This is a genomic window from Streptomyces sp. NPDC054796 (genome assembly GCF_053611545.1).
Genome location: NZ_JBSHAO010000001.1, coordinates 365503 through 388113 on the forward strand (window position 1 = coordinate 365503; position 22611 = coordinate 388113).

Genomic DNA, 22611 nt, shown 5'->3' on the forward strand with positions numbered 1-22611 from the left:
GCACCGGTCGCGGCTCGGGAGGTCACGACGGGAAACACCAGCTGACGGTTCAGTCGGCCGGTTCGGCCGGTGGGTTCCGTCGGCGTCAGGTCACCAGGCCCCGGCGGTAGGCGTAGATGACCGCCTGGACGCGGTCGCGGAGCCCGAGCTTGCTGAGGATGCGCGACACGAAGGTCTTGACGGTCTCCGGGCTGATCAGCAGGGCCGTGGCGATCTCGCCGTTGGACAGCCCGTCGGCGATGAGGCGCAGCACCTCCAGCTCCCTGGGCGTCAGCGGGATGTCCTCCGCCGTGCCCTCGGCGGGCCGGATCCGCGCCGCGTAGGTGCCCACGAGCCGACGTGTCACCTCGGGGTCCAGCAGCGCGGCACCCATGGCCACGGTCCGGATGCCGTGCAGCAACTGTGCGGGCGGCGCGTCCTTGAGGAGGAACCCGCTCGCCCCGGCGCGCAGCGCCTCGTAGACATATGTGTCCAGGTTGAACGTGGTCACCACGAGCACCTTGACGGGGTGCGGCACCCCGGCACCGGCCAGCAGCCGGGTGGCCTCGATGCCGTCGAGTACGGGCATGCGGACGTCCATCACCACGACGTCCGGGCGCAGCCGCATGGCGAGATCGACGGCGGCCCGGCCGTTCTCGCACTCGCCCGCCACTTCGAGGTCGGGCTGTGCGTCGATGATGGTCACCAGGCCGGTGCGGACCAGTACCTGGTCGTCGCAGACCAGCACCCGGATCGGCTCGGTCACGACGGGCTCCCCGAGGGGATGTGTGCCCGCACGAGCCAGCCGCCGTCGTCCCTGGGGCCCGCGCTGAACTCGCCGCCCAGGACGTCGACGCGCTCGCGGACACCCGCGAGGCCACGGCCGCTGCCCGCGAGGAACCCGGCCCGCGCGCGGGGCCCGTCGGCGTCGCGAGTGTCACGTGTTTCGGTGCTGGTGCCCACCGCGCCGGGCGCGTCCGTGCCGACCTCCACGGAGATCTCCCTCGCGCCGTGCCGCACCCGGACCGAAGTGTGGCTGCCGTGCGCGTGCTTGAGGGCGTTCGTCAGCGCCTCCTGAACCAGCCGGTAGGCCACCAGATCGGCGCTGCCCGTCGACTCGGCGGGTGTGCCCTCCTCGGAGAACTCCACCGGCTGCCCCGCCCGTCGCGTCTGCTCCACGAGGGTGAGCAGCCTGCCGACGGGCGGCACGGTGGCCCCGACCCCGACCCCGACCCGGGTTCCGGTTCCGGCACCGGCAGCACTGGCACCGGCGGGGGCGCCGTGCCCCGGATCGAGCAGGTCGAGCAGGTGGCGGAGGTCGGTGATGGCCCGTCGGCCCGTGTCGGTGACGGCGGTCAGTGCCTGGTCGAGCCGGTCGGGCGCCGCCGTCAGATAGCGTGCCGCCTCCGCCTGCACGACCATCGCCGTCACATGGTGGGTCACCACGTCGTGCAACTCGCTCGCGATGCGGGTGCGTTCGGCGATGAGGGTGTCCTCGGCGACCCGCCGCCGACGCTCCGCCTCTGCGGCCCGGTTGGCGCGCAGCCATGCGCCGATGCCCCACGGGAGCGCCAGCACCAGATAGAAGGTGACGATCTCGCTCATCGGCTCGCCACCGCCGAGCAGGTGGAAAGCGACCGACAGTGGCACGTAGGCGGCGGAGAGCACGAGCACGGTGGCACGCCGGTACCGCTCCAGCCAGGACCCCGCGCCCACCAGCGCGACGGCCAGTCCGGTGCCCGCGAAGGTGTGGTAGCCGCGCAGTTGGTCGAGGGCGAACCCGGCCGACACCAGGGTGAGACACACCAGGGGCCACCGTCGGCACACGGCGAGCGGCAGGCACTGGAGGGTGACGGCCACGATGGCCAGTGCGTCGAAGGGGCGGGCCGGAAGACCGCCGAGCTGCGTCCCGTGGCTGTGCAGCGCCGGTACGAGCGAACCGGCGAAGAGCAGCAGTCCGAGGGCGAGATACCCGGGGGAGAGGTACCCGTGCGAGAGACGCGGTACGGCGGCCTCCAGCCTGCGCCACAGCTCAGGGACGCGCCGAGGACCGATCACCGGGGCAGTGTAGCCGTGGCCGCGATCCGCTCGGTGCGCCGGCGCCGGGGCCTCAGGTGTCCGCGACGGCGGGCCACCCAGAGGAACACGAGGGTCGCCAGCACGCAGAACAGCACCGAGAACACACTTCCCTCGGGGCCGAAGTCACCTCCGGTGACGAGCGTCGGGCCCGTCGCCGTGGTCTCCAGCAGCCCTTGTGTGTCACCGTTGCCGGAGACAACGCTGCTGAAGATGCCCGCCACGGCGAAGTTCCAGCCGAAGTGCACACCGATCGGCACCCACAGGTTGCGGGTGGCGATGTACGCGGCGGTGAGCATGCCCCCGGCCTCGATGGCGATGGCGAAGGCGCCCCACAGCGTCGCGTCCGGGTTGGCCAGGTGGTACGCGCCGAACAGCAGGCCTGTGGAGGCCATCGCCAGCCAGGTGCCGGTGCGTTCCTCGATGACGCGGAACAGGACGCCGCGGAAGAGCAGTTCCTCCGTCACGGCGGCAGCGGCCATGTAGCCGACGATGCCGACGGCTCCCGTCGCCGAGCCCCGCCCTTCGATCTCGTACCACCCGTTGGTGGCGAGTTGCAGGACGACGAGCCCGAACACCGCGACGCCGATCAGTGTCCCCACACCGAGCCCCGTGGCGGCACCCTCCCGGGCCAGCTCCGTGACCGCGCGGCGTTCGGTCCTGCGCACTACCCACCCGTAGGCGAGCAGCGCCAGCACGGCCGTCACTAGGCCGATCACGAGCGTGAGCCACGGGTTGCTCCCGTGCACGGCGGCGACCCCCTGACCACCGATGAGGGCGACCGCCGCGACGGCCACCAACTGCCACACCACTCTCATGAGGACACTTCCTTGTCGTTCCGCGCGGCCGGAGTGCCACGACCGCCGGGAACGCTACGGATCCGGAGCGCCGGAATCGTCACCGCACGGTGGACACCCGCGTGTAGCTCGCACGGGGGACGGACACCGTGTGCGGGGGCGTGTGCCGCAAGTCACCCGCTGATTCGCCGACTGACGCTCGGTCAGACGTGAACCGGTGATCCACACTGCACGTAGAAACGCGCGTAGAACCGCACGTAGGGGGCCGGGCGTGTGCTGTGCCCCTTCGCACTCCCGGAATGAAGCGAGCCCCGATGCCGACGATCACCGTTCTGACCCCCGTGCGCGAGGACGGGTACCACTACCTGCCCGAACTGCACGAGTGTCTCTCCGCGCAGCGGCTCCCCGTCGGCTGGCGGCTCGAATGGGTGCTCCAGGAGGACGGGCAGAAGGGCAGGGCACTGGAGTCCGTCCCGGACGCGCCCTGGATATCCAAGGGCGGCGGGCGGCGCGGGGGAGCGGCCCAGGCCCGCACGCTGGGGCTGTCACGCGCGACGGGGGAGTTGCTGCGCTGCGTGGACGCGGACGACCTGCTGCCCGGCCAGGACACCCTCGCCGACGCCATCCGCGTCCTGGAGGCCAACCCCTCCTACGGCTGGACCGTCGCGCCGTGCCTGGACCTCCACGTCGACGGCCGCCTGGTGCCGGGCCCCTACGACCCCAGCCCCGGACCGCTGCCCGAGCGGGCGCTGCTGGACGGCGCGAAGCGCGGCGCGTTCCCGGTCGTGGGCACGACGCTGACGGCCCGCACGGACCTGGTGCGGCTGGTGGGCGGGTGGCCCGCCGTGCCCGCCTTCGAGGACGGCGCACTCGTGCTGTGCTGCGAGGCGGTCAGCCGGGGGTGGATGCTGGCCGATCCTGGCGCGGTCTACCGCAAGCACCCGGACCAGCACACCGCCACGGCGGCCTTCCTCGACGCGGAGGAGACACGCCTCCGCCAGGAGGTCGCCATCGCCCGGGCCGAGGCGCTGCACGCCGCCGCGTGGCGGTGGGTGCCGGGGGTGGGGGTGTCGCCAGGGGTGGGAGAGGCCGAGTGCGTCGGGACCCCTGGCTGACACACCCGATGGACCGTCGGTGCAGGTGAACCGCTACGCCTCGTTGTACGTGGTGACATCCGGTGTCTGGATTCCAGCGGAAAGGGCATATCGCATGGACACAATCAGCAAGGTCTGGTCACTGCGTGATGCGCCAGAACCTCCTCCCGGACGCACTCCCCGTCGGGACGCAGAGTCGTACCTCATGAACATGATCAGGGAAAATGGTAGAGAGCATGGCGAGCCGACCGTTGCCCACTGCGTCGCGGCTTCCATTTTCGCCATTCGTAGCACGCCCGGAGTGGGAGAGAAGGGTGCTCACGACGTCGACGAATTGTTCAAGCGGCCTGATTTGAAGCCGTACCTTATGCGGCCCGCCTCCGATCAGAGGGCGCAGACGTACGTCGCCACGGTGGAAGATGGTCACTGGAACGCGCTGAACAGCAACCCCAGGACAGCGTCTGTGGGTACCGCGGCCGGTGCCTCGATCGGCGTGTCAATGCGTGTCCGCTTGCTGAATCTCGCCGCCACGTCGTCGCAGTTCCAGGCGTATTTCCGGCGTGAGTTGAATCCGGCGGGGCGCAACGTTGGTAGCTTCAACTACGCTGGGCGATCGGCTGCTCCGTCCGCGAGCACGCCGCGTACGGACTATTCCAGTGGCCAGGGCCGGTCCAACAGGCGTGGTGGGCCCGCGAGGTAGTAAAGGCACTGTCGTGTTCGCGTGCATGTGCCTCGCAGGCCGTGCGCGAATCCCTGGAACGCTCCCGCCCGCGGGAGTTCCGAGGGACCGGCCGCACGGCATGGATTCGGGGGCTGGTACCCGCCCCCGAATCCTCTTGCTGCCGCCGAACCCGTCAAGGCTGCGAGGCGGTCAGCCGGGGACGGAAGAGGCCGAGCGCTTCGAGGCCCCAGGCTGACGCCCTCGACGAACTGGCGGTGCAGTGTGAACCGCTACGCCTCGTTGTACGTAGTGATGTCCGATACCTGGATTCCAGTGGAAAGGGCACATCGCATGGACACATTCAACAAGATCTGGTCACTGCGCTCGGCGCCAGAGCCTCCGCCCGGACGCACTCCCCGTGCGGACGCAGAGGCGTACCTCATGAACATGATTAGAGCCCATGGTAAAGAGCATGGTGAGCCGACCGTAGCCCACTGCGTCGCGGCTTCCATTTCCGCCATTCGTCACACGCCCGGAGTCGGAGAGAAGGGTGCTCACGACATCGACCAATTGTTCAAGCGGCCTGATTTGGAGCAGCACCTTATGCAGCCCGCCTCCGATCAGAGGGCGCAGACGTACGTCGCCACGGTGGAAGATGGTCACTGGAAAGCGCTGAACAGCGACCCCAGGACACGGTCTGTGGGTACCGAAGCCGGAGCCTCGGTCGGCGTGCCGATGCGTCTCCAGTTGCAGAATGCCGCCGCCGCGCCGTCGACGCTCCAGGCGTACCTCCAGCGTGAGTTGAACCCGGTGGGGCACAACGCCGGTAGCTTCAACCACGCCAGCCGACCGTCTGCTCCCTCCGCGACCACACCGCGCACGGACCTTTCTGGTGGTAACAACCAGGCTCAGAAGCGCAGTGGACCTGGCAAGTAGCAAAGGTACTGTCGTGTTCGCGTGCATGTGCCTCGCAGGCCGTGCGCGAATCCCTGGATCGCTCCCGCCTGCGGGAGTTCCGGGGGACCGGCCGCGCGGCATGGATTCGGGGGGCTGGTACCCGCCCCCCGAATCCTCTTGCTGCCGCCGAACCCGTCAAGGCTGCGGGGCGCGAACAGGTGGCTCGCGCAGGCGGGCCGCCGTCCGTGGCCCGGTCTCCGGGGAACGGCTGGGTTTTCTCTCAGGGCATCTGAGGGCTACGCGTCACCCATAGATGCCTGGACCTTCGCGGGGTGGCCGTTGGCCGGCTCCGCCGCTGCCGCCGCTACTTCCGGCGGCTGCCGCCGCTGTGATGGTGGCTGCTGTGGTGGCTGCTGCGGTGGCTGCTGTGGTGACCCGACCCGTACGCCGGCTGGGTGGCCGAGCCGCCGTTGCCGTACGACTGGCCCTGCGGCGGAGGGTTGTACGCTTGGCCGTAGGTGGCTGTCTGGTGGACCCCGTGCGGGTTGAGCTCGTTGCCGTAGTGCACGTTGAACTGCTGAGGCAGGCCGGTGGCCGTCTGAATGTAGGCCCGCGTGACCGGGTCGTACGCGACGGCGGCCCGGCTGCCCGGTGTGCTGTGCGCCGCGTTCTGGTCGGTCCAGTAGCCGTGGTCCTGCGTGGCGACATGAAGATTCGCGTCCCATGCGGCCGAGCTGTTCGAGGGTGTGTTGTAGGCCTGAGTCAAGCGCGGGTCCATAAACGCCCTGTCGACGTCACGGGCGCCGCGTTCCCCGTAGCCGGCCTGGATGACACCGGTGGCAAACCCCGCGCCGTGCGCCACGGTCGCGTTGTGGGTGTTGCCGGACGCGTCGATCTGCTGCTGAAGGTACCGCTGGGTTTCCGCGCGCGGGCGGCGACCACCCTCCGGCACCGGGTCCTGGTTCAGGTCATTCAAAGGCATGTTTCTGATTCCTCCTTTTGCCCATGACCATTGATTCAGACGGCACTACGCGGACCAGGGTGTGACGGTTCATGTCGCCGGGTCCGCCGTTCGGGCGGGGGAGGGCGGTGGTTCGGGTGATGTTCACCCGACTGCCCTGTGAGCTGAGGGAACGGCATCTCGCGTGAGCGGTGCACGGTGACATGTGACGTGTATCACCCCGCCCCGAGAACCCGCGCGCCGGTCACGCCGTCTGGCAGGTGTGAGATCACGTAGCAGCGCGGCGCCGCGCGAACTGGACGAGGAACGTCTCCTCCGGCTCGTCGCCAAGGGCGATCGTGGCGCGTTCGACGAGTTCTACCGGCGCACCTCGCCATGGATGGCGGTGCGGCTGCGCCGCCGTTGTGCCGACGAGCAGATCGTCGCCGAGGTCATGCAGGAGACGTATCTGGCGGTGTGGCGCGCGGCGGGCGCGTTCGCCGGGAGTGCGGTGGGCGGGACCGCCGTCGGGTGGCTGTGGACGATCGCGGCACGCCGCCTCGTCGACGCGTTCCGGCGCCGCGCCCACCACGCCGAACCGCCGCCCGCGGCGGCCGGGCAGGCGCTGGCGCCAGCGGCGGAGGAAGAGGTGCTCGCCGCGACCGTGGGCGGCGACGTCGGGGACGCGCTGCGGCGCCTCGCGCCCGAGCTGCGGCAGGTACTCCAGGCCATGGTGCTCGACGGGCTCTCCGTACGGGAGACCGCCGTCCTGCTCGGGCTGCCCGAAGGCACGGTCAAGACCCGCGCCCGCCGGGCCCGGATCGCGATGCGGAAGGCACTGACATGAGCGGTATGAAGGACAGGGGTGACAGGGGTGACAGGGGCGGGGAACACGCGTCGACACGGCTCCTCCACCGGTACGCGCGCGGCGACACCGGCATCCCGGCCGACGAGGTGTGGGCCCTGGAAGCACACATGGAGACATGCGCGGTGTGCCGCGGACAACTGGCCGCCGCGCTCCCCGACGAGGCACCCACAGTTGCCGCCCTCCTCGACACCGTGCGCTCCGGGCTCGGCCCCCGACTGGACGCGATCGCGCCGACACCGTCGCGTCGCCACCGCTGGACGAGGCTGTCGGCGTGGGTGACACCGGCGATGGCCCCGTGGCTGGCGATGACCGTCGGACTGACCCTGATCGCGCTGCTGCTGGACATGGCGGGCCCGGACCTCGCGGACCTCGGCACCGTGTCCCCTGTGCTGCTGCTGGCACCCGTGCTGCCGCTGGCCGGGGTCGCCGCTTCCTGGTCGCGGGCGCTGGACCCGGCGTACGAGCTGACGCTCTGCGCACCACGTGCGGGGCTGCACCTGCTGCTGCGCCGTACCGCTTCCGTCCTCGCCGTCCTCGTCCCCGTGCTGCTGGCGGGCGGATGGCTGACGGGCGTGACCGTGGCGCAGTGGCTGCTGCCGGCCGCCGCCTTCACCGCCGCCGCCCTGGCGCTGGGCGGTGTCATCGGCGTGAGCCGTGCCGTCGTCGCGCTGGGCGTCGTGTGGGTGGCCGTGATCCTGGCGCCGGCGCTGGCCACGCGACGCGTCCCCCTCGCACTGGAGCCGGGCCAACTGCCCCTGTGGGGGCTGCTGTTGGCGCTCGGCGTCGGTGTCGTGGCCGTCCGCAGGAACGCGTACTCGGCGCTGGGGCACCCACGTTGACCGCCTCGTCGATCCCTGACCGTAAACACCGCACCGCAGGAAAGGACCACCGCATGACGCCCGCCACGAGCGCGGCAGACCTCGCGCCGAAGACCTACGCCTGGGAGGTGCGGGCCACCGAACTGAGAGTGCGCGCGGGCCGCAAGAGGATGGCCGTCGACGGACTCACCCTCTCACTCGGCACCGGTACCCATGGCCTCCTCGGACCCAACGGCGCGGGCAAGACCACCCTCATCAGGGCCCTGGCCACCGTGCTGCCCCCGGCCGGGGGCGAGCTGGAGCTGTTCGGTGTCTCCGTGCGCGGGACGCGCGAGCACCGGGACCTGCGCCGCCGCATCGGCTACCTGCCGCAGGAGTTCGGCTACTACAAGCGGTTCACGGTGCGCGAGTTCGTCGAGTACATGGCCTGGCTCAAGGAGGTGCCGAAGGCGGACATCCCCGGGGCCGTCCAGCGGGCCGTGGAACGGGTGGGGCTGGCCGATCGCGCCGACGAGCGGATGAAGGCCCTGTCCGGAGGCATGGTGCGACGGGCCGGGATCGCCCAGGCCATCGTCAACGACCCGGCGGTGCTGCTGCTGGACGAGCCGACCGTCGGCCTCGATCCGGCGCAACGCATGCGGTTCCGCGAGCTGTTGCAGGAGCTGGGCCGGGACTCGTGTGTGATCGTCTCCACCCATCTCGTCGAGGATGTCGCGGCGGCCTGCTCCGACGTGGTGCTCTTCGCCGAAGGGCGCCTCCTCTTCCAGGGCACACCACAGGACCTGGCCGCCGCCGGAGGCCCCGAGCACCCCGGCGACAGCCCACTGGAGCGCGGCTACTCGGCGCTCCTCGGCGACTCACCCGGCGGCGACTCGCCGCACGGTGCCGTGTCGGCCGTCAACTCCCAGCGGGAAAGGGGCACTTGGTGAACGGGCGTGTGCTGCGCACAGAACTGAGGCGCTCCACGGCGCCGTGGGCCGGGCTCGCCGTACTGGGCGGCGCCCTCGCGTTCCTGTATCTGATCGACGGGCCGTGGTGGCAGGGCACCGCGGGGTGGACGGCCCAGTGGACATCCATGGCGCTGTGGACACGCACGCTGCTGGCCTATCTGTGGCCGGTCGCGGTGGGCGTCGGCGCGTTGCAGGGGCTGCGCGACTCCCGCTCGGGTATGACCGAGCTGCTGACGACCACCCCGCGCCCCGCCTGGCGACGCGCGGCGCTGCCCGCGAGCGCGACGGCGCTCACACTGATGGGCGGCTTCGGCCTCCTCGTCCTCTGGGGCGGGGTACAGGTGGCACTGGGCACCACCCACTACACCCACCTCGGATGGCTGCCGATCTCGCTGGTGGGAGCCCTGGCCCTGGTCGCGGGCGCGCTGTTCGGCATGGGGGTCGCGCGGGCGCTGCCCTCCGTGCTCACCCCGCCCGTGCTGGCGTTGCTCGCGCTGGTGGCCGGCGTCCTCCTGCGCCAGAACACGGACGGGCGGCTGCCGTCGGGCATGGCGCCGAACCAACTGTCCCTGCTCTCGCCCGTGACGGCGGAGGCGCGGGATTCGGTGCTGACCCTCGCCGGTTCCGTACACGTCGGCCAGACACTGTGGCTGCTGGGCCTGCTCGGCACCGGTTTCGCGCTGCTGGTGGCCGCCACCGCGCGGGCCCGGCTGCTCGCCGTCGCCCCCGTCCTGGCCGGTGCGGCGCTCTCCCTGCTCGTCCTCCCCACCGCCCCGCGCGACACCTACGTCACCGACAAGGCCGCCGTGACCCTGGTGTGCGAAGGACCGGTGTGTGTGACGGAGGCACACGAGGACCGGCTGTCCGCACTCGCGCCGCGCGGCGAGAAGGCGCTGCGCCTGCTGCGTGCGGCGCTGGGCGACAAGGCGCCGGACGCGGTGCGGGAGGAGAGCGCGCCGCGCGGAATCATGGAGGAGCGGGAACTGTCCGAGGGAGTGCTGATGGTCGACTTCGACGATCCGGTGATCGCCCGTGCGCGGGGTGCGGAACTCACCCGCGCCCTGCTCGGCGAGGGGCTGGCGCCGCACTGCGCCGGGCGCAGCGACAGCGAGAGCGGCGGACTGGACGAACTCGCCGCGCAGAGCGTCGCCGCGAGCTGGGCCCTCGGCGAGCACGACCTCACCCTGCTGGAAGGCGCGGTGTTCGGCGAGCGCGACCACCGTGCCGCCGCCGAACCGGTCTGGAAGAAGCTGACGGCGATGTCACCGGCCGAGCAGCGCGCGCGGGTCACCGAGGCGCATGCCGCCGCGCTCTCCTGCTCGCGGGAGCAGCTGGAGACGCTGGCGTCGAAGGGGAGCACGTCGTCGTGAGATGGCTGGTGCTGTACGCGCGTTCACGGCAGGTGCCCGCTTCGGCCGCCGCGATCGTCCTCGTCGCACTGGCGGTGTGGGCGTTCGGCGGACATGGCGCGGACGGTGCAGACGGTGCAGACGGAGGGGGCGCGACGGGTCCGGCGGACCTCCGGCTCGTGGCCCTGGTCCTCACCGCCGGGGTGACGATCGCCTCCGTCGGGTTCGGCGGGCAGGACGTGGCGCTGGACAGAACGGCCGCGATCCGGTGGGTGCCCCGTCGGGCGGCACACGTACTGCTGGCCGGTGCGGTCGTCGGCGCGCTGCTGCTGACGGTGCGGGCGGTGGGCCCTGTGCTCGCGCCCGTCGCGTTCGTCGTACGGGACAGTGCGGGACTGGCCGGTCTGGCCGCACTTGGTGCGACGGTGTGCGGGGCACCGTACGCGTGGACCCTGCCGACCGGCTGGCTCGCGTTCACCCTCTTCGCCCCGCAGCAGACCGGCGTGCCAGGGCCTGGCCAGGTGGCGGGGTGGCTGCTGCTGCCGCCCGGCACGGCAGTGGCCACCTGGACCGCGCTGACCCTGCTCGTGGGCGGTACCGCGCTCTACGCGGTGGCGGGGCCCGCACGCGGTGGTGTCGCGCGCCGGTGACGTCTGCGGGGCACCCGTGCCTCACCGTATCCCGGTCCCGGTCCCGGTCCCGGTGTCGGCGCACGCTGCGGCGAGCACGGCGCCCATCTCCGGGACGAGCCCGGCGACGGGATCGTGGGTGAGTTCCGTCATCCGCAGCCGACCGCCGACGGTGACGACGCCGAGTATGTGCTCGCCCCGCAGTTGAGTGATCTGCGCGGGACCCCACAGCGCGGAGAGTGCGCCCAGGTTCCGCTGCGACGGGTCGACGGCGCCGAGGTTGGTGATCTGGATGTCGGCCGCCGTGGCGGCGGTCATCATGGCCTCGGCGTCCTGCGGGCTGGAAGGGGGGTGTGCCGCGAGGGCGGCGGAGCCGGTGGTGAGCGCGGACGGTGTGCGCTGCCGGGCGAGCGAGGCGTGTGCCTGCCGGGCCAGTGCCCAGAAGCCGTGTCGATCGTGTCCGTCGCGCCCCTCGTGCCCGGTCGCCCCGGCACCGGCCCCATCGTCACAGGTACCGTTCCCGGCCTGTGCGTCGCTCGCCGTACGGGCGCCCGCGAAGCGGACCACCACCTCGTCGGGGAGAGCGGCTGCCCGGCGCAGGTCCATCGGGCTCAGGACCCTCACGAACGTGCGCCCCCGTCGGCGGAACACCTCCGTCGCCGCCGCGCAGAGCGCCGCGTGCACCGAGGCGCGCTCCAGTCGGCACCGTCGACGGAGCCGCGTGGTCAGCCCCTGGTCCAGCGCGAGGGTGTCCATGTGCGGGGTGCGCCCGGAGAACGGCACCAGCGCACCCGCGGTGCTCATACGTGGGTCGTCCTCCTCCGGGGGTGTGCCGGTGGGTGTGTCCCCGTCGTCCGGCGTCGCACCGAGACGGGCGAGGAGGTCTTCCTGTGGCTCCGGCACGTGGCCCGGCGCCAACTCGGCACCGCCGAGGGCCGCTACCAGGTCCAGCAGGGCCCGCAGCCCGCCGACACCGTCGGCGATCTGGTGGGCGAAGGTGAGGACGACGGCGCACCCCGGCTCCCCCGGGACGAGTACGGCGCGCAGCAGAGGCCCTGGAGCCGAGGGGATGGGGCGGGTCTGCTCGGCGGCGACGACGGATTGCCACGGTGTGCCCTCGGCGGCCACCTCCAGCGGGACCGGGCCGTCGCACACGCGGAACGCCGCCTCGGGCGCGGTGCGGTCCACGGCGACCGCGAGCAGCGGATGCCGGTCCCGCAGCTTCGCCAGCGCCGAGGCCAAATCCGTCGCCGGTACGGGGTGGTCCAGCTCGGCGACCAGGGAGAACTGGACAGGGTTGCGCTGTACGTAGAAGTCGATGGTCCGCTCGAACGCGCCCAGTGGCCGGACAGTGGTGTCGTGGCACGTGGGTGTCATGGTGGCTGGCTCTTTCCATTCGACGGTCCTGTCACTTAGTGACAGTGTCATTAAGTGACAGGGTGGCGCAACCCCCGGCTCGACGGTGCGGAGGTGTGCCGTGCTGGCTCCGGGCGTCACTTAATGTCAATATGACACTTGACGTGGCAGTTGGGAGCGGGGGGAAGCGGAGGTGGGTGACGGCATGGCAGCGGCCAAGCGCGCCGGGGGCGGCATGAGCGACCAGCGGCGCCACCGCGTGCGACTGGAGATCTCACGGGAGGCGGCCCGCCTGTTCTGGGAGCAGGGCGTGGACGCCACCAGTGGCGACCAGATCGCCGAGGCCGTCGGCCTGTCGACGCGCACGATCTGGCGCCACTTCCGCAGCAAGGAGAGCTGCGCCGAACCCGTCGTCATGCAAGGTGTCGAATGGGAGATGGCCACGTTGCGGAGCTGGCCCCCGGAACTCTCCCTCGAAGAGCACTTCTCCGCGGAGACCGTCAGGTTCGGCCGTGAGGCCAGCACCGTCGAGCACCTCGATCAGAAGCTCGCGCTCCAGATGATCCACCTGGCCGACAAGGAACCGGCCCTCCGCACCGCCTGGTTGATGGCCTGTGACCAGGTGGAACGTGAGATGGCCGGGATCTTCGGGAAGCGGCTGAACCTCCCGGCCGACGACCTCCAGGTGCGGCTGCACGCCGGAGCCGCAGCGGCTGCCCTGCGGATCATCAGCGAGGACATCGGCAACGCGCTCCTGGGGGGCACCGAAGCCCGCGAACTCGCGGACGCTCCGGAACGTGTCGCGCGCGCCGTCCGCAGGGCGACGGGCGGAGCCGTGGGCGACGCGCTCACGTGACACGCTCACGCGACGCCGCCACGTGACACCCTTACGCGACGCCGCCACGTGAAGCGCTCACGCGACCCGGCCACGTGACACGTTCACCCCGCCCCGCCGTCCAGCAGCCAGTTGTAGCGCAGCCGCAGCGCCCGCTCCGTGCTGGCCGCAGCCGTGCAGAGACCGAGCACGGTGTTGCCCCACGCCGGCAGGTCGACGGGCGAGGTGAAGGTCCCGATGTACTGGGCGACACCCTGCGGATCCCGGGTGATCTGTTCGGCGAGCTGGAGGACCAGCAGAACCAGGCCGACGAAGAGCACCACGAGCGAGAGGAAACCGATCCAGCGGCTCAGCGCGGGGTGCGCGCGGTCGAGGCGAGCACGGCGCCCCTCGGCGGAGGCGGAGTCAGGGGCCAGTGGGAACTCGTCCCCCGCGGCGGTGACGTAGTGGCAGCGCTTGAGCCCGAAAGCACTCTTCCGCACTTCGACGGTGCCACCCTGGACGGGAAAGGCGGCAGGCACTCTGGACTCGGCGTGATGCCTGCCGTCGAGGTACAGATGTGCTTTGACGTGCCCTGACGAGTCTCCCTGATGCTTGACGTCGACGGTGTAGACCGTCTGCCGTCCGTCGTCGCCCGTCAGCCGAAGATGGAACAGTGCGCGGGAAAACGACTGCCACCAGCGGAAACGCTTCAACTCTCGGCCGTCCCCCGGCTTGACCCGCTGCACGGCCCGACGGTGCTGCCACTCCTTCAACATGTCTCCGTCCCCCCGCTACTTGCCCGGCTCGGCCGCGCAGGCGCGGTCCTGCGACGGGCGCTGACCGGTGGTCAGATATGTCGTCACCGCGTCCTTCGCGCACGTGTTGACGCCGAACGGGTAGACACCGTGCCCGCCCTGATCGGCCGTCACCATCGTGGCCCGCTTCCCGAGCGCCTTCCGCAGCTTCTCGGCACCGGCCAGCGGTGTCCCCGGGTCGCGGGTGTTCTGCACCATGAGCACGTTCGACGGGCCACGGTCACCGATGCGCACCGGCGGCTCGACCCGCTCCTCCGGCCAGAACGCGCACGGTCCGATGCTGGCCGTGGCCCCGCCCAGCATCGGGTACCGCACCCGGTCGACCGCGACGTTCCGCTGATACTCCCGGACCGTCTCCGGCCAGCGTGAATCACCGCAGATCACGGCGAAGCGCGCGGCCATCATGTTCTCCATGTTCGGTATCGGCGGGTTGGGCGGCGGCTTCTGACCCGTGTCGAGGGCCTGCCACATCTCGGCCAGCACGGTCATGTTCGCGTCGCTGTAGAGGCGGTCGAACGTGATCCCGCGGAACAGCGTCCCGTCCATGCCATGGACCGGCTTCGTCTCCAGCCGCTTCGCCAGCTCGAAGTACTTCGCCCTCACCTGCCCGGGTGTGCTGCCCAGGCCGTATTCGGGGTGCGCGGCGGCGAACGCGGCGAAGTCCGGGAACCGGTCCTCCAGGCCACGGGCGAGCGACCGCATCGCCGTGTAGTCGTAGCCGCCGGGGCCGAGGTTGCTGTCGATCACGATCCGGTCGCCGCGCCCCGGGAACAGCGTCGCGTACACCGAGCCGAGGTAGGAACCATAGGAGGCACCGAGGTAGGAGAGCTTCGGCTCGCCCAGCGCCGCCCGGATCCGGTCCATGTCGCGCGCGATATTCGCCGTGGTGGTGTGCGGCAGCATCGACGCCGTCTTCGAGGTGGCACACTGCTCGGCGACGGCCCGTGCGTTCTTCGCCTCCTTGGCGACGTCGGCCGCGGTGTGCGCGTACGGCGCGACGTTGCCGCGTGCCTGCTGCTCCGGCGTCAGATCGCAGGTCACGGGCGCGCTGCGGCCGACACCGCGCGTGTCGAAGCCGATCACGTCGTAGGAGTCCTGGACCTTCTTCGGCAGCCCCGACGCGGCGAGGACGGCCGGGTAGCCGAGCCCTGAGATGCCGGGGCCTCCCGGGTTGGTCAGCAGCACGCCACGGCGCTGCGACGACGGTTCGTCGCGCATCAGCCGGGAGATCGCGATCTCGATTTGGCGCCCTTCCGGCTTGCGGTAGTCCAGCGGGACGTCGAGCGTCGCGCACTCAAGTCGGGGCGAGTCGGGTGCGTCGTCCGAGGTGGCCGAGGTGGCCGAGGTGGCCTGCTTCGAGCACGGGCCCCACTGCACGGTGTCCGGCGTCGACGCCGCCGACACCCCGGGAAGCGTGGTCGACGCCACGGCGGTGGCGACGAGGGGGAGCGCGAGGGCGACGGACAGGGTTCTGCGCATCTGACGTCCTTCTGAGAGCGTGGGGGGCGAAGTCCCGACGAGTCTGTCCACTCGGCGCCACCCGCACATCGGCCGCGCGGCCCGCCCCACCTTCGACCAGAGTCGTAGCGGCGCTCCGACCTCGGTCGAGGGCACATCAGCCCCTGGGCCCACTGCCAGGGGCGCACGGCCCGGCAATAATGGCCCGATGAACACGGACGTCGTGCCACGGCCACCACGGCTCGGAGGCTGGCAGCAGACATGGCGGCTGGTGGCGTCCGCGGCGGTGGGCATCCCTATCTGGCTCTCCATCGGTGTCCTGCTGGCGCGGGACCACGAGGCCGACAGATGGTCCTGGTTCTTCACCGGCGATCCGCTGGTGGCCCTCGCCTGTCTGACGGCGCTGCTGTGGCGACGGCGCTTCCCGCTCACCGTCGCCACGACCGTCGTGGTCGCCTCGGCCGCGTCGACACTCGCCACTGGCATGGCGCTGCTTGCCCTGTGCTCGATCGCCACCCGTCGACGCCCGGTGGAGATCGGGATCGTCGTCCCGGCCTATGTGATCGCGTCACAGGTCGGCGTCGGGCTGTACCCGCTCCAGAGCCAGCCCACCCCGGTATGGGTCCAGATCGCCCTCCCGGCGCTGAGCGCGGGCAGCGCGGTGGCCATGGGCATGGCCATCGGCGCGCGGCGCGTCGAAGTGCGGTCCCTGCGGGAGCGGGCGGAGAGCGCGGAACGGGAACAGGCCGCACGTGCGGCACAGGCACGGGCGCTGGAACGCAACCGGATCGCGCGCGAGATGCACGACGTGCTCGCACACCGCATCTCCCTGGTCGCCATGCAGGCGGGAGTGCTCGACCACCGCGGCAACCTCACGGCCGACGAGAACCGCGTGCTGGTCCGCGGCATCGTCGACGGCTCGCACCAGGCGCTGGAGGAACTGCGCGACGTCCTCGGTGTGCTCCGTTCCGACCAGAGTCTCCCGGAGGCTCCACAGCCCTCCCTCGACCGTCTCCCCGAGCTGGTGGCCGATGCCCGCGCCTCCGGGCTGGACGTCGTGCTCACCACCACCGTGACGGGCACACCCTCCGATGCCCTCGGACGCACCTGCTACCGGATCGTCCAAGAAGGACTGACCAACGCCGCCAAGCACGCGCCGGGCGCACACGTACACATCACCGTCGAAGGAGCGGCCGGGGACGAGCTGCACATCAGCGTCCGCAACTCCCCGGCCGCGATCACCGCCAGGGCACCCGCATCGGGATTCGGGCTGCTCGGCCTCGCCGAACGCATCGCCCTCACCGGCGGCAAGCTGGACCACCACCCGACACCCGTCGGCGGATACCTCCTCACGGCGCGACTACCCTGGCCGGACGACCAGCACCACCAGCACCACGAAAAGAGCGCATGAGTGGACAGTGAGCGGGAGCCGGTACGTGTCGTCATCGTCGACGACGAACAACTGGTGCGGATGGCGCTGCGGCTCGTCATCGAGGGCGAACCGGATCTGACCGTCGTCGCGGAGGCGGCCGACGGTGACACCGCGCTCACCGTGGTGGACGAGCAGCGCCCCGACGTCGTGCTGATGGACGTACGGATGCCGGGCCGGGACGGGCTCAGCACGACACGGGAACTCCTCGCCCGCGCGTCGCCGCCACGGGTGCTCATGCTGACCACGTTCGACTCCGACGACCTCGTGCTCGGCGCACTGCGCGCCGGAGCACTCGGGTTCGTCCTCAAGGACACCCCGCCGTCGCGGATCATCGACGCGGTGCGGACGGTCGCTGACGGGAACCCCGTGCTGTCCCCCGCGGCCACGGCGCGGGTGATCGCCGCGGCGACCGGTCCGCAGTCCTCGGCGTCGCGCGACTCGTCCCGCGAGGCCGCGCGTCGGCAACTGGCCACGCTGAGTGAGCGGGAACTCGACACCGCCCGTGCCATCGCGGACGGTCTGGGCAACCCGGAGATCGCCGAGCGGCTGCGCATCAGCGTCGCGACGGTCAAGGCGCACACCAGCAACCTGTTCGCCAAGCTCTCGGCCGAGAACCGGGTGCAGATCGCACTTCTGGTGCGCGACGCGGAGGACTGAGGAGGCCGCCTGACCTGGTCAGTCGCTGATGGTCCAGGGCATGACGAGGCCGAACTTCCACAGGTACACCGACACCAGCACGGCGCAGATCGCGACGCCGACCGAGGTCAGGATGATGTTGCGACGGCGCACCTTCGGATCGAGGGCGCGCTGCGCGGCCTCCGTGACCTTGCGCTTCGTCCACCGCAGCACCAACTGGGCCCAGACGAACTCGGTGCCCCAGATCGCCATCCCGGCGAAGATCACCAGCCAGCCGGGGCCGGGCAGCGGCAGCATGATCACGCCGGTCACGACGACCGCCAGACCGATCACGAACACACCGACCTGCCAGCTCAGGTGCAGGGTGCGTCTGCTCTTCACGAACGCGGGGGCGCGGGAGCCCAGCGGTTTCTCGTCCGTGGTGGGGGCGGGCTCGGCGCCGGAGTCGGGGCGGGGGTCCGGCGCGGACGTCGCGGCCGTCGCGACGCCGTGGTCCGTCCCCGCTCCGTCCAGGGAAGGCCCGGGACTGAGGTCGTGGCTCTGCGTGTCCGAGTGGTTCATCGGATGCGGTCTACCCCCTTGGTGGCGGCTGGCGCTGTCACCTCGGGAACAGCGTGTGTCGGCACAACGGATGGGAACCCCGCCCAGTTCACTGACGTCGACGCTCCCAGGACCACCGTACCGAGACCGCCCCTGACGGCGCCTGTCGGCCCGGCCAGGCCCCGCTAGTTGGAGACGGCGGCGACGCTGCCCGCGGTTCCCGCGGAGACCGCCGCCATGGTGCGCAGCACAGCGGTGTTCACCGCTGCCGCACCCCAGCTCTCCCGCTCCAGCGCCTTCGCCCGCTTGTAGACCTCGCCCGACCACGGAACGGAGCGGTACAGGCTCGGCAGGGTGCCGCTCGCGAGGAGCAGTCCGATCAGCGCCGCCGTACGGTCGTCCGGCTCCTCGCCGTCGATCAGCACGGCGCGCACCCTGGCCACGAGGGCCTCCTTGTGGCTGGTGTCCGCTGCCGTCGTCGCGGTGGAACGGAAGACACCCAGCGTCTTCCTGCTCTCCCGGCGCAGCATGCCCCGCTCGACGAGGCGGTCGAGCACCGTCTCGCGCAGCCCGGTGCCGATCTGGATGAGGAGGGTCTGGACGCCCCGCACGCGCCCGGCGACCTTGTCCTGCGCCGCCCTGAGCACGGGATCCGGCAGCGGATCGCCCTCGACGGCGCGCACCTTCACACCGTTCAGCCCGGAGTCGTTCTCATCGACCGTGACATGTCCGCCAAGGCCCAGCTCGACGAGCACGGCGCCGCCCAGGGTGTAGTACAGCGTCCCCGCTCCCGCGATCGCTCCCGACTTGTCGTCCATCATCAGCAGCGTCAGATCCTCGACGATGAGTGTCTCGTCGCGCATGGTCTGCATGGTCTCGTTTCCCACCGTCGGTACCGGAATCGGAAGGGGCCGTCAGGAGCGCGCGGCCCGCCGTTCACGCTAGCCCCGGACGGGCACCGGAAGCAGGGTGATCTGTCACCGCTGTTCATGACAGACGTCATACGAGCGTCATACGAGCGTCGTACGGGCCTCGTACGGGCTCCTCGACATGGGACTCACGCGCACCCGTGCGGACATGTGAGGCACCCTTGCGCGCGGCGTCCGCGTGTAGTCCGCTGACACCCATGGGGAAGAGAAGCGTTGCCGCACTGCTCGCCGCGCTGGCCGCGGGATCCCTTCTGACGGGCGCGCCGGGCCCGCGCGCGCAGGCCGCCGAGCCCGGTCCTGGCGATGGCCCGTCCCGGGACCTGGGCCGGGGCATCGACCTCGACACGGTGACGATCCCGCGGTTGCAGCGACACATGGCGAACCGCACCCTCACCTCCTCCGAGCTGACCACCGCCTATCTGCGGCGCATCGAGGCAATCGATCCCAGGATCAACGCCGTGCTGCGCACCGACCCGACCGCTCTGCGCCAGGCCGCCGCCAGCGACGCCCGGCACCGGAGCGGCCACACCCGTGGCCCGCTCGACGGCATACCCGTCCTGCTCAAGGACAACGTGAACACCCGCGACATGCCGACCACGGCCGGTTCGCTGGCGCTGGCCGGGAGCCCGCCGGACACCGACGCCGCACTGGTGACACGCCTGCGCGACGCGGGCGCGGTGATCCTCGGCAAGACCAACCTCTCCGAGTGGGCGAACTTCCGCGCGGCGAAGCCGACATCGGGCTGGTCGGCGGTGGGCGGCCAGACCCGTAACCCGTACGTACTGGACCGGAACCCGTGCGGGTCCTCCTCGGGCTCCGGCGCCGCGCTCGCCGCCTCGCTCGCGCAGGTGGCGATCGGCACCGAGACGGACGGCTCCATCGTGTGCCCGGCCGGGATGAACGGGGTGGTCGGCGCCAAGCCCACCCTCGGGCTCGTCAGCCAGGAAGGTGTGGTGCCGATCTCCGCCGAGCAGGACACCGCGGGGCCCATGGCACGCAACGTCACCGATGCCGCGCTCACCCTCGCGGTCCTCAGCGGCACCGACACCCCGCGCCCCGCCGCGTCCCCGGCACACACCGGGTCCGGCAGCGTGCCCGGCGGCTCGCACGAGGACCGGCTCGAAGACCGGCTCGAAGACCGGCACGGGGACCTGCGCGGGGATCTGCGCGGGGATCTGCGGGGCAAGCGCATCGGCCTGTGGCGGCTGCCCTCGCTCGGCCCCGACGTGGACGCCGTCATGACCCGTACGGCGAAGAAGCTGCGCGCCGCCGGGGCCGAGGTCGTCGAGGTGACACCCCCGTACCAGGACCGGCTGGCCGAGCTGGAATTCCCGGCGCTGCTCAGCGAGTTCCACCGGGACATCGACGCCTACCTCGCCACCCGCGAGGGCCCCAAAGACCTCGCCGCGCTGATCGAGTTCAACCGCACCCACCCCGAGGAGCGGACGTGCTTCGCGGGCCAGGAACTGTTCGAGCAGGCGCTGGCCGCGCCGCCGACCACCGACCCCGGGTACAGGGCCATGCGCGCCGAGCTGAAGGACCTCTCCCGGCGCTCCCTCGACGAGACCATGGCCGCGCACCGGCTCGACGCCATCGCCTCGCCGACGAACCCGCCCGCCTGGACGACCGACTGCGCGCGGGGCGACAACGACGTGATCCCGTCCTCCACCCCAGCGGCCGTTGCGGGCTACCCGTCGCTCTCGGTGCCCGCCGGGTCCGTGGGCGAACTGCCCGTCGGGGTACTGCTGATGGCGGGCGCGGGGCAGGACGCGAAGCTGCTGTCGCTGGGCGCCGCCGTCGAACACCGGCTGGACGCCTGGCGGGCGCCGCGCTACCTCCCGTCGACCGGCTCAGGCTCCGGCTCAGGTGCCGGTTCCGCCCGTTGAGCGCGACGGCGGGGGTCAGGTGTTCCTGACGTTCGCCACCGCCGTCGTCATGCAGTATCCGATCGGACCCGAGGTGTCGTGCAGCGTGACGTGGCCGACGGCTATGCCCTCGTCGCTGGAGTGGGCCGCCGACTCCAGGCCGATCGCCTCGCTGAGGGGGAGCCGGCTGAGGCACACCGTGTAGTCGGCGTTGATGAACTGGAGCCCGGCGTCTCCCGCGTGCGAGAGGGGGCTCGCCGCGTCCGCCGCGAGTGCCGTGCGGATGAGGGGCGAGAGCGGTTCGCCCGCCACCAGTTCGCACCCGTCGCGCAGCCAGGCGCGGCGCCTGCCGACGCCCTCCTCCCACCGCCGGATCGGCCGGTTCTCCTCGTCGAACATCCAGATCGTCCACGGCTCGTCGCGCGCCGTGGCGAACGCCTCGGGAGCGGGCGCGTCCCAGGCGGGGGTCGCCGGGACGTTGCCCGACGGCTGTTCGGCGCGGCGCAGCAGGACCGCGCTCGCGCGGGCGACGGGCCCGCCCTCGCCGTGGACGACGGCGTCGGCGACCCTGATGCGCCGCCCGTCCCGCACCCGCGTGGTCTCCACCCGGACGGGAGCCATCGGCGCGTTGCGGAAGAGGTCGACGGTCAGCCGTGACAGGTGCAGCCCGTCGTCCCCGTGGTCACGGTCCAGGGCCCGTGCCGCGAGGCCGCCGAGCAGTCTGCCGTGCAGCATGCCGGGCGCCCACCAGCTTCGCGCGTGGGGAGCGGGCAGGAACTCCTCTCCCGCCGCGGATTCCGCCACGGTGAAGAACGCCTCCCGCTGGCCCGTCGTCCCGGCCACGGACTCTCCCTTCGTCTCCGGTGTCACGCTCGTCAACTCGTCAAGGGTCTCGTCAACTCGTCAAGATGTGTCGCCGTGCCGTGCCGGTCCCGGCGTGGTCGGGTCCAGGCGCTGGATCAGGACGAGGGCCGCTTCGGTGATCTCGTCGGCCTGCCGCCGCGTCGCGCACATCGCGATCTCACGTCCTGCCTCGCCCATGACGGCGGTCAGCGCCGCTGCCGTGAGCCGGTCGACGGAGTCGGTGCCGATGCCCAGCAGCACGGCGTTCTGCCGTATCCACTCCCGGTTGCGGGTGCGCCGCACCAGCTCGAACCCGGGCGGGCCGTCGCCGTCCATGAACAGCCGGACCAGATCGCGCCGTTGCCAGGAGCAGTCCAGGAAGGCGCGGGCGCCGACGGTGAAGAGACCGAGCGGTGTGTGGACACCCGACTCCCTGGCCTTGGCGACCGCGCTCGCCGCCGACCGCTCGTGGGTGGTCTGGTGGTCCTCCCACAGGGCGAGGAAGAGTTCGGACTTGCCGCCGAAGTGGTGGTAGAGGCTGCCGACGCTGGAACCGGCCCGCTTGACCACGGCCGCGACGCTCGCCTCGGCGAAGCCCTGTTCGCCGAAGACCTCGCGTGCGGCGGTGAGCAGGGTCCGCCGGGTCTCCGCCGTACGGCTCCACTGCCAGGCGCTGCCGCCCGAAGCGGGCCGTGCCGTCCTGCGTGCCATCGGTTCCCCTCCCCGTCGTCGCCGCCCACCGTACCGAACCGAATCCTGGAATCACCCGCCCGTAGCACCCTTGACGGGCCCGCACCCACGGGATCAGGCTGCTTCTATTCCTAGAGTTCTGTTCTAGAAAATCGTGTGAGTGAACCCGGCG

Annotated in this window: 22 protein-coding genes; 11 read left to right on the forward strand and 11 right to left on the reverse strand. The window is 71.4% G+C overall.

Features of this window, described 5'->3' with window-relative positions; translation table 11 throughout:
* Positions 1-85: 85 nt before the first annotated feature.
* The 3 genes from ACWGJ2_RS01595 to ACWGJ2_RS01605 are packed head-to-tail and all read right to left on the reverse strand — an operon-like array spanning position 86 to position 2873.
* Complete coding sequence (locus ACWGJ2_RS01595; protein ID WP_453343879.1) at positions 86-745, reverse strand: response regulator; 660 nt, start codon at positions 743-745, stop codon at positions 86-88.
* Positions 742-2037, reverse strand: a complete 1296-nt coding sequence (locus ACWGJ2_RS01600) for a sensor histidine kinase (protein ID WP_453343880.1) — start codon at positions 2035-2037, stop codon at positions 742-744. The genes ACWGJ2_RS01595 and ACWGJ2_RS01600 overlap by 4 nt, the downstream gene beginning before the upstream one ends.
* Positions 2034-2873, reverse strand: a complete 840-nt coding sequence (locus tag ACWGJ2_RS01605) for a CPBP family intramembrane glutamic endopeptidase (protein WP_453343881.1) — start codon at positions 2871-2873, stop codon at positions 2034-2036. The genes ACWGJ2_RS01600 and ACWGJ2_RS01605 overlap by 4 nt, the downstream gene beginning before the upstream one ends.
* Before the next feature lie 293 nt (positions 2874-3166).
* Between ACWGJ2_RS01605 and ACWGJ2_RS01610 the strand changes: the two genes are divergently transcribed.
* Together ACWGJ2_RS01610 and ACWGJ2_RS01615 are read left to right on the forward strand one after the other, a co-directional pair.
* Positions 3167-3967 carry a GltA gene (locus ACWGJ2_RS01610; RefSeq protein WP_453343882.1) on the forward strand — a complete coding sequence of 267 codons (801 nt, stop codon included), beginning with the start codon at positions 3167-3169 and terminating at the stop codon, positions 3965-3967.
* A gap of 991 nt (positions 3968-4958) precedes the next feature.
* A complete protein-coding gene (locus tag ACWGJ2_RS01615) occupies positions 4959-5543 on the forward strand; it encodes a hypothetical protein (protein ID WP_453343883.1) in 585 nt (194 codons plus the stop codon).
* A 325-nt stretch (positions 5544-5868) separates the two neighbouring features.
* Here the strand turns inward: ACWGJ2_RS01615 and ACWGJ2_RS01620 are convergent, their stop codons facing one another.
* The gene (locus tag ACWGJ2_RS01620; protein ID WP_453343884.1) at positions 5869-6486 is read right to left on the reverse strand and encodes a hypothetical protein; all 618 of its coding nucleotides are present in this window, start codon (positions 6484-6486) and stop codon (positions 5869-5871) included.
* A 241-nt stretch (positions 6487-6727) separates the two neighbouring features.
* Here ACWGJ2_RS01620 and ACWGJ2_RS01625 point away from each other — a divergent pair, with 241 nt between their 5' ends.
* Genes ACWGJ2_RS01625 through ACWGJ2_RS01645 form a run of 5 tightly spaced genes read left to right on the forward strand, consistent with a single transcriptional unit; the run spans position 6728 to position 11079 of the window.
* Positions 6728-7291: an RNA polymerase sigma factor gene (locus ACWGJ2_RS01625; protein WP_453343885.1), complete on the forward strand. Its 564-nt coding sequence runs from the start codon at positions 6728-6730 to the stop codon at positions 7289-7291.
* Positions 7288-8151, forward strand: coding sequence for a zf-HC2 domain-containing protein (locus tag ACWGJ2_RS01630; protein ID WP_453343886.1), 864 nt, complete (start codon positions 7288-7290; stop codon positions 8149-8151). Before ACWGJ2_RS01625 ends, ACWGJ2_RS01630 begins: the two co-directional genes overlap by 4 nt.
* 53 nt (positions 8152-8204) lie before the next feature.
* The gene (locus ACWGJ2_RS01635) at positions 8205-9059 is read left to right on the forward strand and encodes an ABC transporter ATP-binding protein (RefSeq protein ID WP_453343887.1); all 855 of its coding nucleotides are present in this window, start codon (positions 8205-8207) and stop codon (positions 9057-9059) included.
* Positions 9056-10450: a hypothetical protein gene (locus tag ACWGJ2_RS01640; protein ID WP_453343888.1), complete on the forward strand. Its 1395-nt coding sequence runs from the start codon at positions 9056-9058 to the stop codon at positions 10448-10450. Before ACWGJ2_RS01635 ends, ACWGJ2_RS01640 begins: the two co-directional genes overlap by 4 nt.
* Positions 10447-11079 carry a hypothetical protein gene (locus tag ACWGJ2_RS01645; RefSeq protein WP_453343889.1) on the forward strand — a complete coding sequence of 211 codons (633 nt, stop codon included), beginning with the start codon at positions 10447-10449 and terminating at the stop codon, positions 11077-11079. Before ACWGJ2_RS01640 ends, ACWGJ2_RS01645 begins: the two co-directional genes overlap by 4 nt.
* A 21-nt stretch (positions 11080-11100) precedes the next feature.
* Here the strand turns inward: ACWGJ2_RS01645 and ACWGJ2_RS01650 are convergent, their stop codons facing one another.
* Positions 11101-12435: a peptide synthetase gene (locus tag ACWGJ2_RS01650; RefSeq protein WP_453343890.1), complete on the reverse strand. Its 1335-nt coding sequence runs from the start codon at positions 12433-12435 to the stop codon at positions 11101-11103.
* Positions 12436-12619: 184 nt separating this feature from the next.
* On the opposite strand from ACWGJ2_RS01650, the gene ACWGJ2_RS01655 reads away from it, so the two are divergent.
* The gene (locus tag ACWGJ2_RS01655; protein ID WP_453343891.1) at positions 12620-13270 is read left to right on the forward strand and encodes a TetR/AcrR family transcriptional regulator; all 651 of its coding nucleotides are present in this window, start codon (positions 12620-12622) and stop codon (positions 13268-13270) included.
* Positions 13271-13353: 83 nt separating this feature from the next.
* Here the strand turns inward: ACWGJ2_RS01655 and ACWGJ2_RS01660 are convergent, their stop codons facing one another.
* Positions 13354-14007 (reverse strand): hypothetical protein, encoded by a 654-nt coding sequence (locus ACWGJ2_RS01660; RefSeq protein ID WP_453343892.1) that lies wholly within the window; start codon positions 14005-14007, stop codon positions 13354-13356.
* A 15-nt stretch (positions 14008-14022) separates the two neighbouring features.
* Positions 14023-15525 (reverse strand): alpha/beta hydrolase, encoded by a 1503-nt coding sequence (locus ACWGJ2_RS01665; protein ID WP_453343893.1) that lies wholly within the window; start codon positions 15523-15525, stop codon positions 14023-14025.
* Positions 15526-15712: 187 nt separating this feature from the next.
* On the opposite strand from ACWGJ2_RS01665, the gene ACWGJ2_RS01670 reads away from it, so the two are divergent.
* Positions 15713-16915 (forward strand): sensor histidine kinase, encoded by a 1203-nt coding sequence (locus tag ACWGJ2_RS01670; protein ID WP_453343894.1) that lies wholly within the window; start codon positions 15713-15715, stop codon positions 16913-16915.
* On the forward strand, positions 16916-17593 hold the full coding sequence (locus ACWGJ2_RS01675; RefSeq protein ID WP_453343895.1) for a response regulator transcription factor: 678 nt from the start codon (positions 16916-16918) through the stop codon (positions 17591-17593).
* An 18-nt stretch (positions 17594-17611) separates the two neighbouring features.
* Here the strand turns inward: ACWGJ2_RS01675 and ACWGJ2_RS01680 are convergent, their stop codons facing one another.
* A complete protein-coding gene (locus ACWGJ2_RS01680; RefSeq protein WP_453343896.1) occupies positions 17612-18133 on the reverse strand; it encodes a TIGR02611 family protein in 522 nt (173 codons plus the stop codon).
* 164 nt (positions 18134-18297) lie between these two features.
* Entirely contained in the window at positions 18298-18975 is a 678-nt protein-coding gene (locus ACWGJ2_RS01685; RefSeq protein ID WP_453343897.1) for a GOLPH3/VPS74 family protein, read from the reverse strand.
* Between the two features lie 263 nt (positions 18976-19238).
* Here ACWGJ2_RS01685 and ACWGJ2_RS01690 point away from each other — a divergent pair, with 263 nt between their 5' ends.
* The gene (locus ACWGJ2_RS01690; RefSeq protein WP_453343898.1) at positions 19239-20927 is read left to right on the forward strand and encodes an amidase; all 1689 of its coding nucleotides are present in this window, start codon (positions 19239-19241) and stop codon (positions 20925-20927) included.
* Positions 20928-20942: 15 nt separating this feature from the next.
* On the opposite strand, the gene ACWGJ2_RS01695 is transcribed toward ACWGJ2_RS01690, so the two are convergent.
* Together ACWGJ2_RS01695 and ACWGJ2_RS01700 are read right to left on the reverse strand one after the other, a co-directional pair.
* Positions 20943-21749, reverse strand: coding sequence for a thioesterase family protein (locus tag ACWGJ2_RS01695; RefSeq protein WP_453343899.1), 807 nt, complete (start codon positions 21747-21749; stop codon positions 20943-20945).
* Positions 21750-21809: 60 nt separating this feature from the next.
* On the reverse strand, positions 21810-22460 hold the full coding sequence (locus tag ACWGJ2_RS01700; protein WP_453343900.1) for a TetR/AcrR family transcriptional regulator: 651 nt from the start codon (positions 22458-22460) through the stop codon (positions 21810-21812).
* Between the last annotated feature and the right edge of the window lie 151 nt (positions 22461-22611).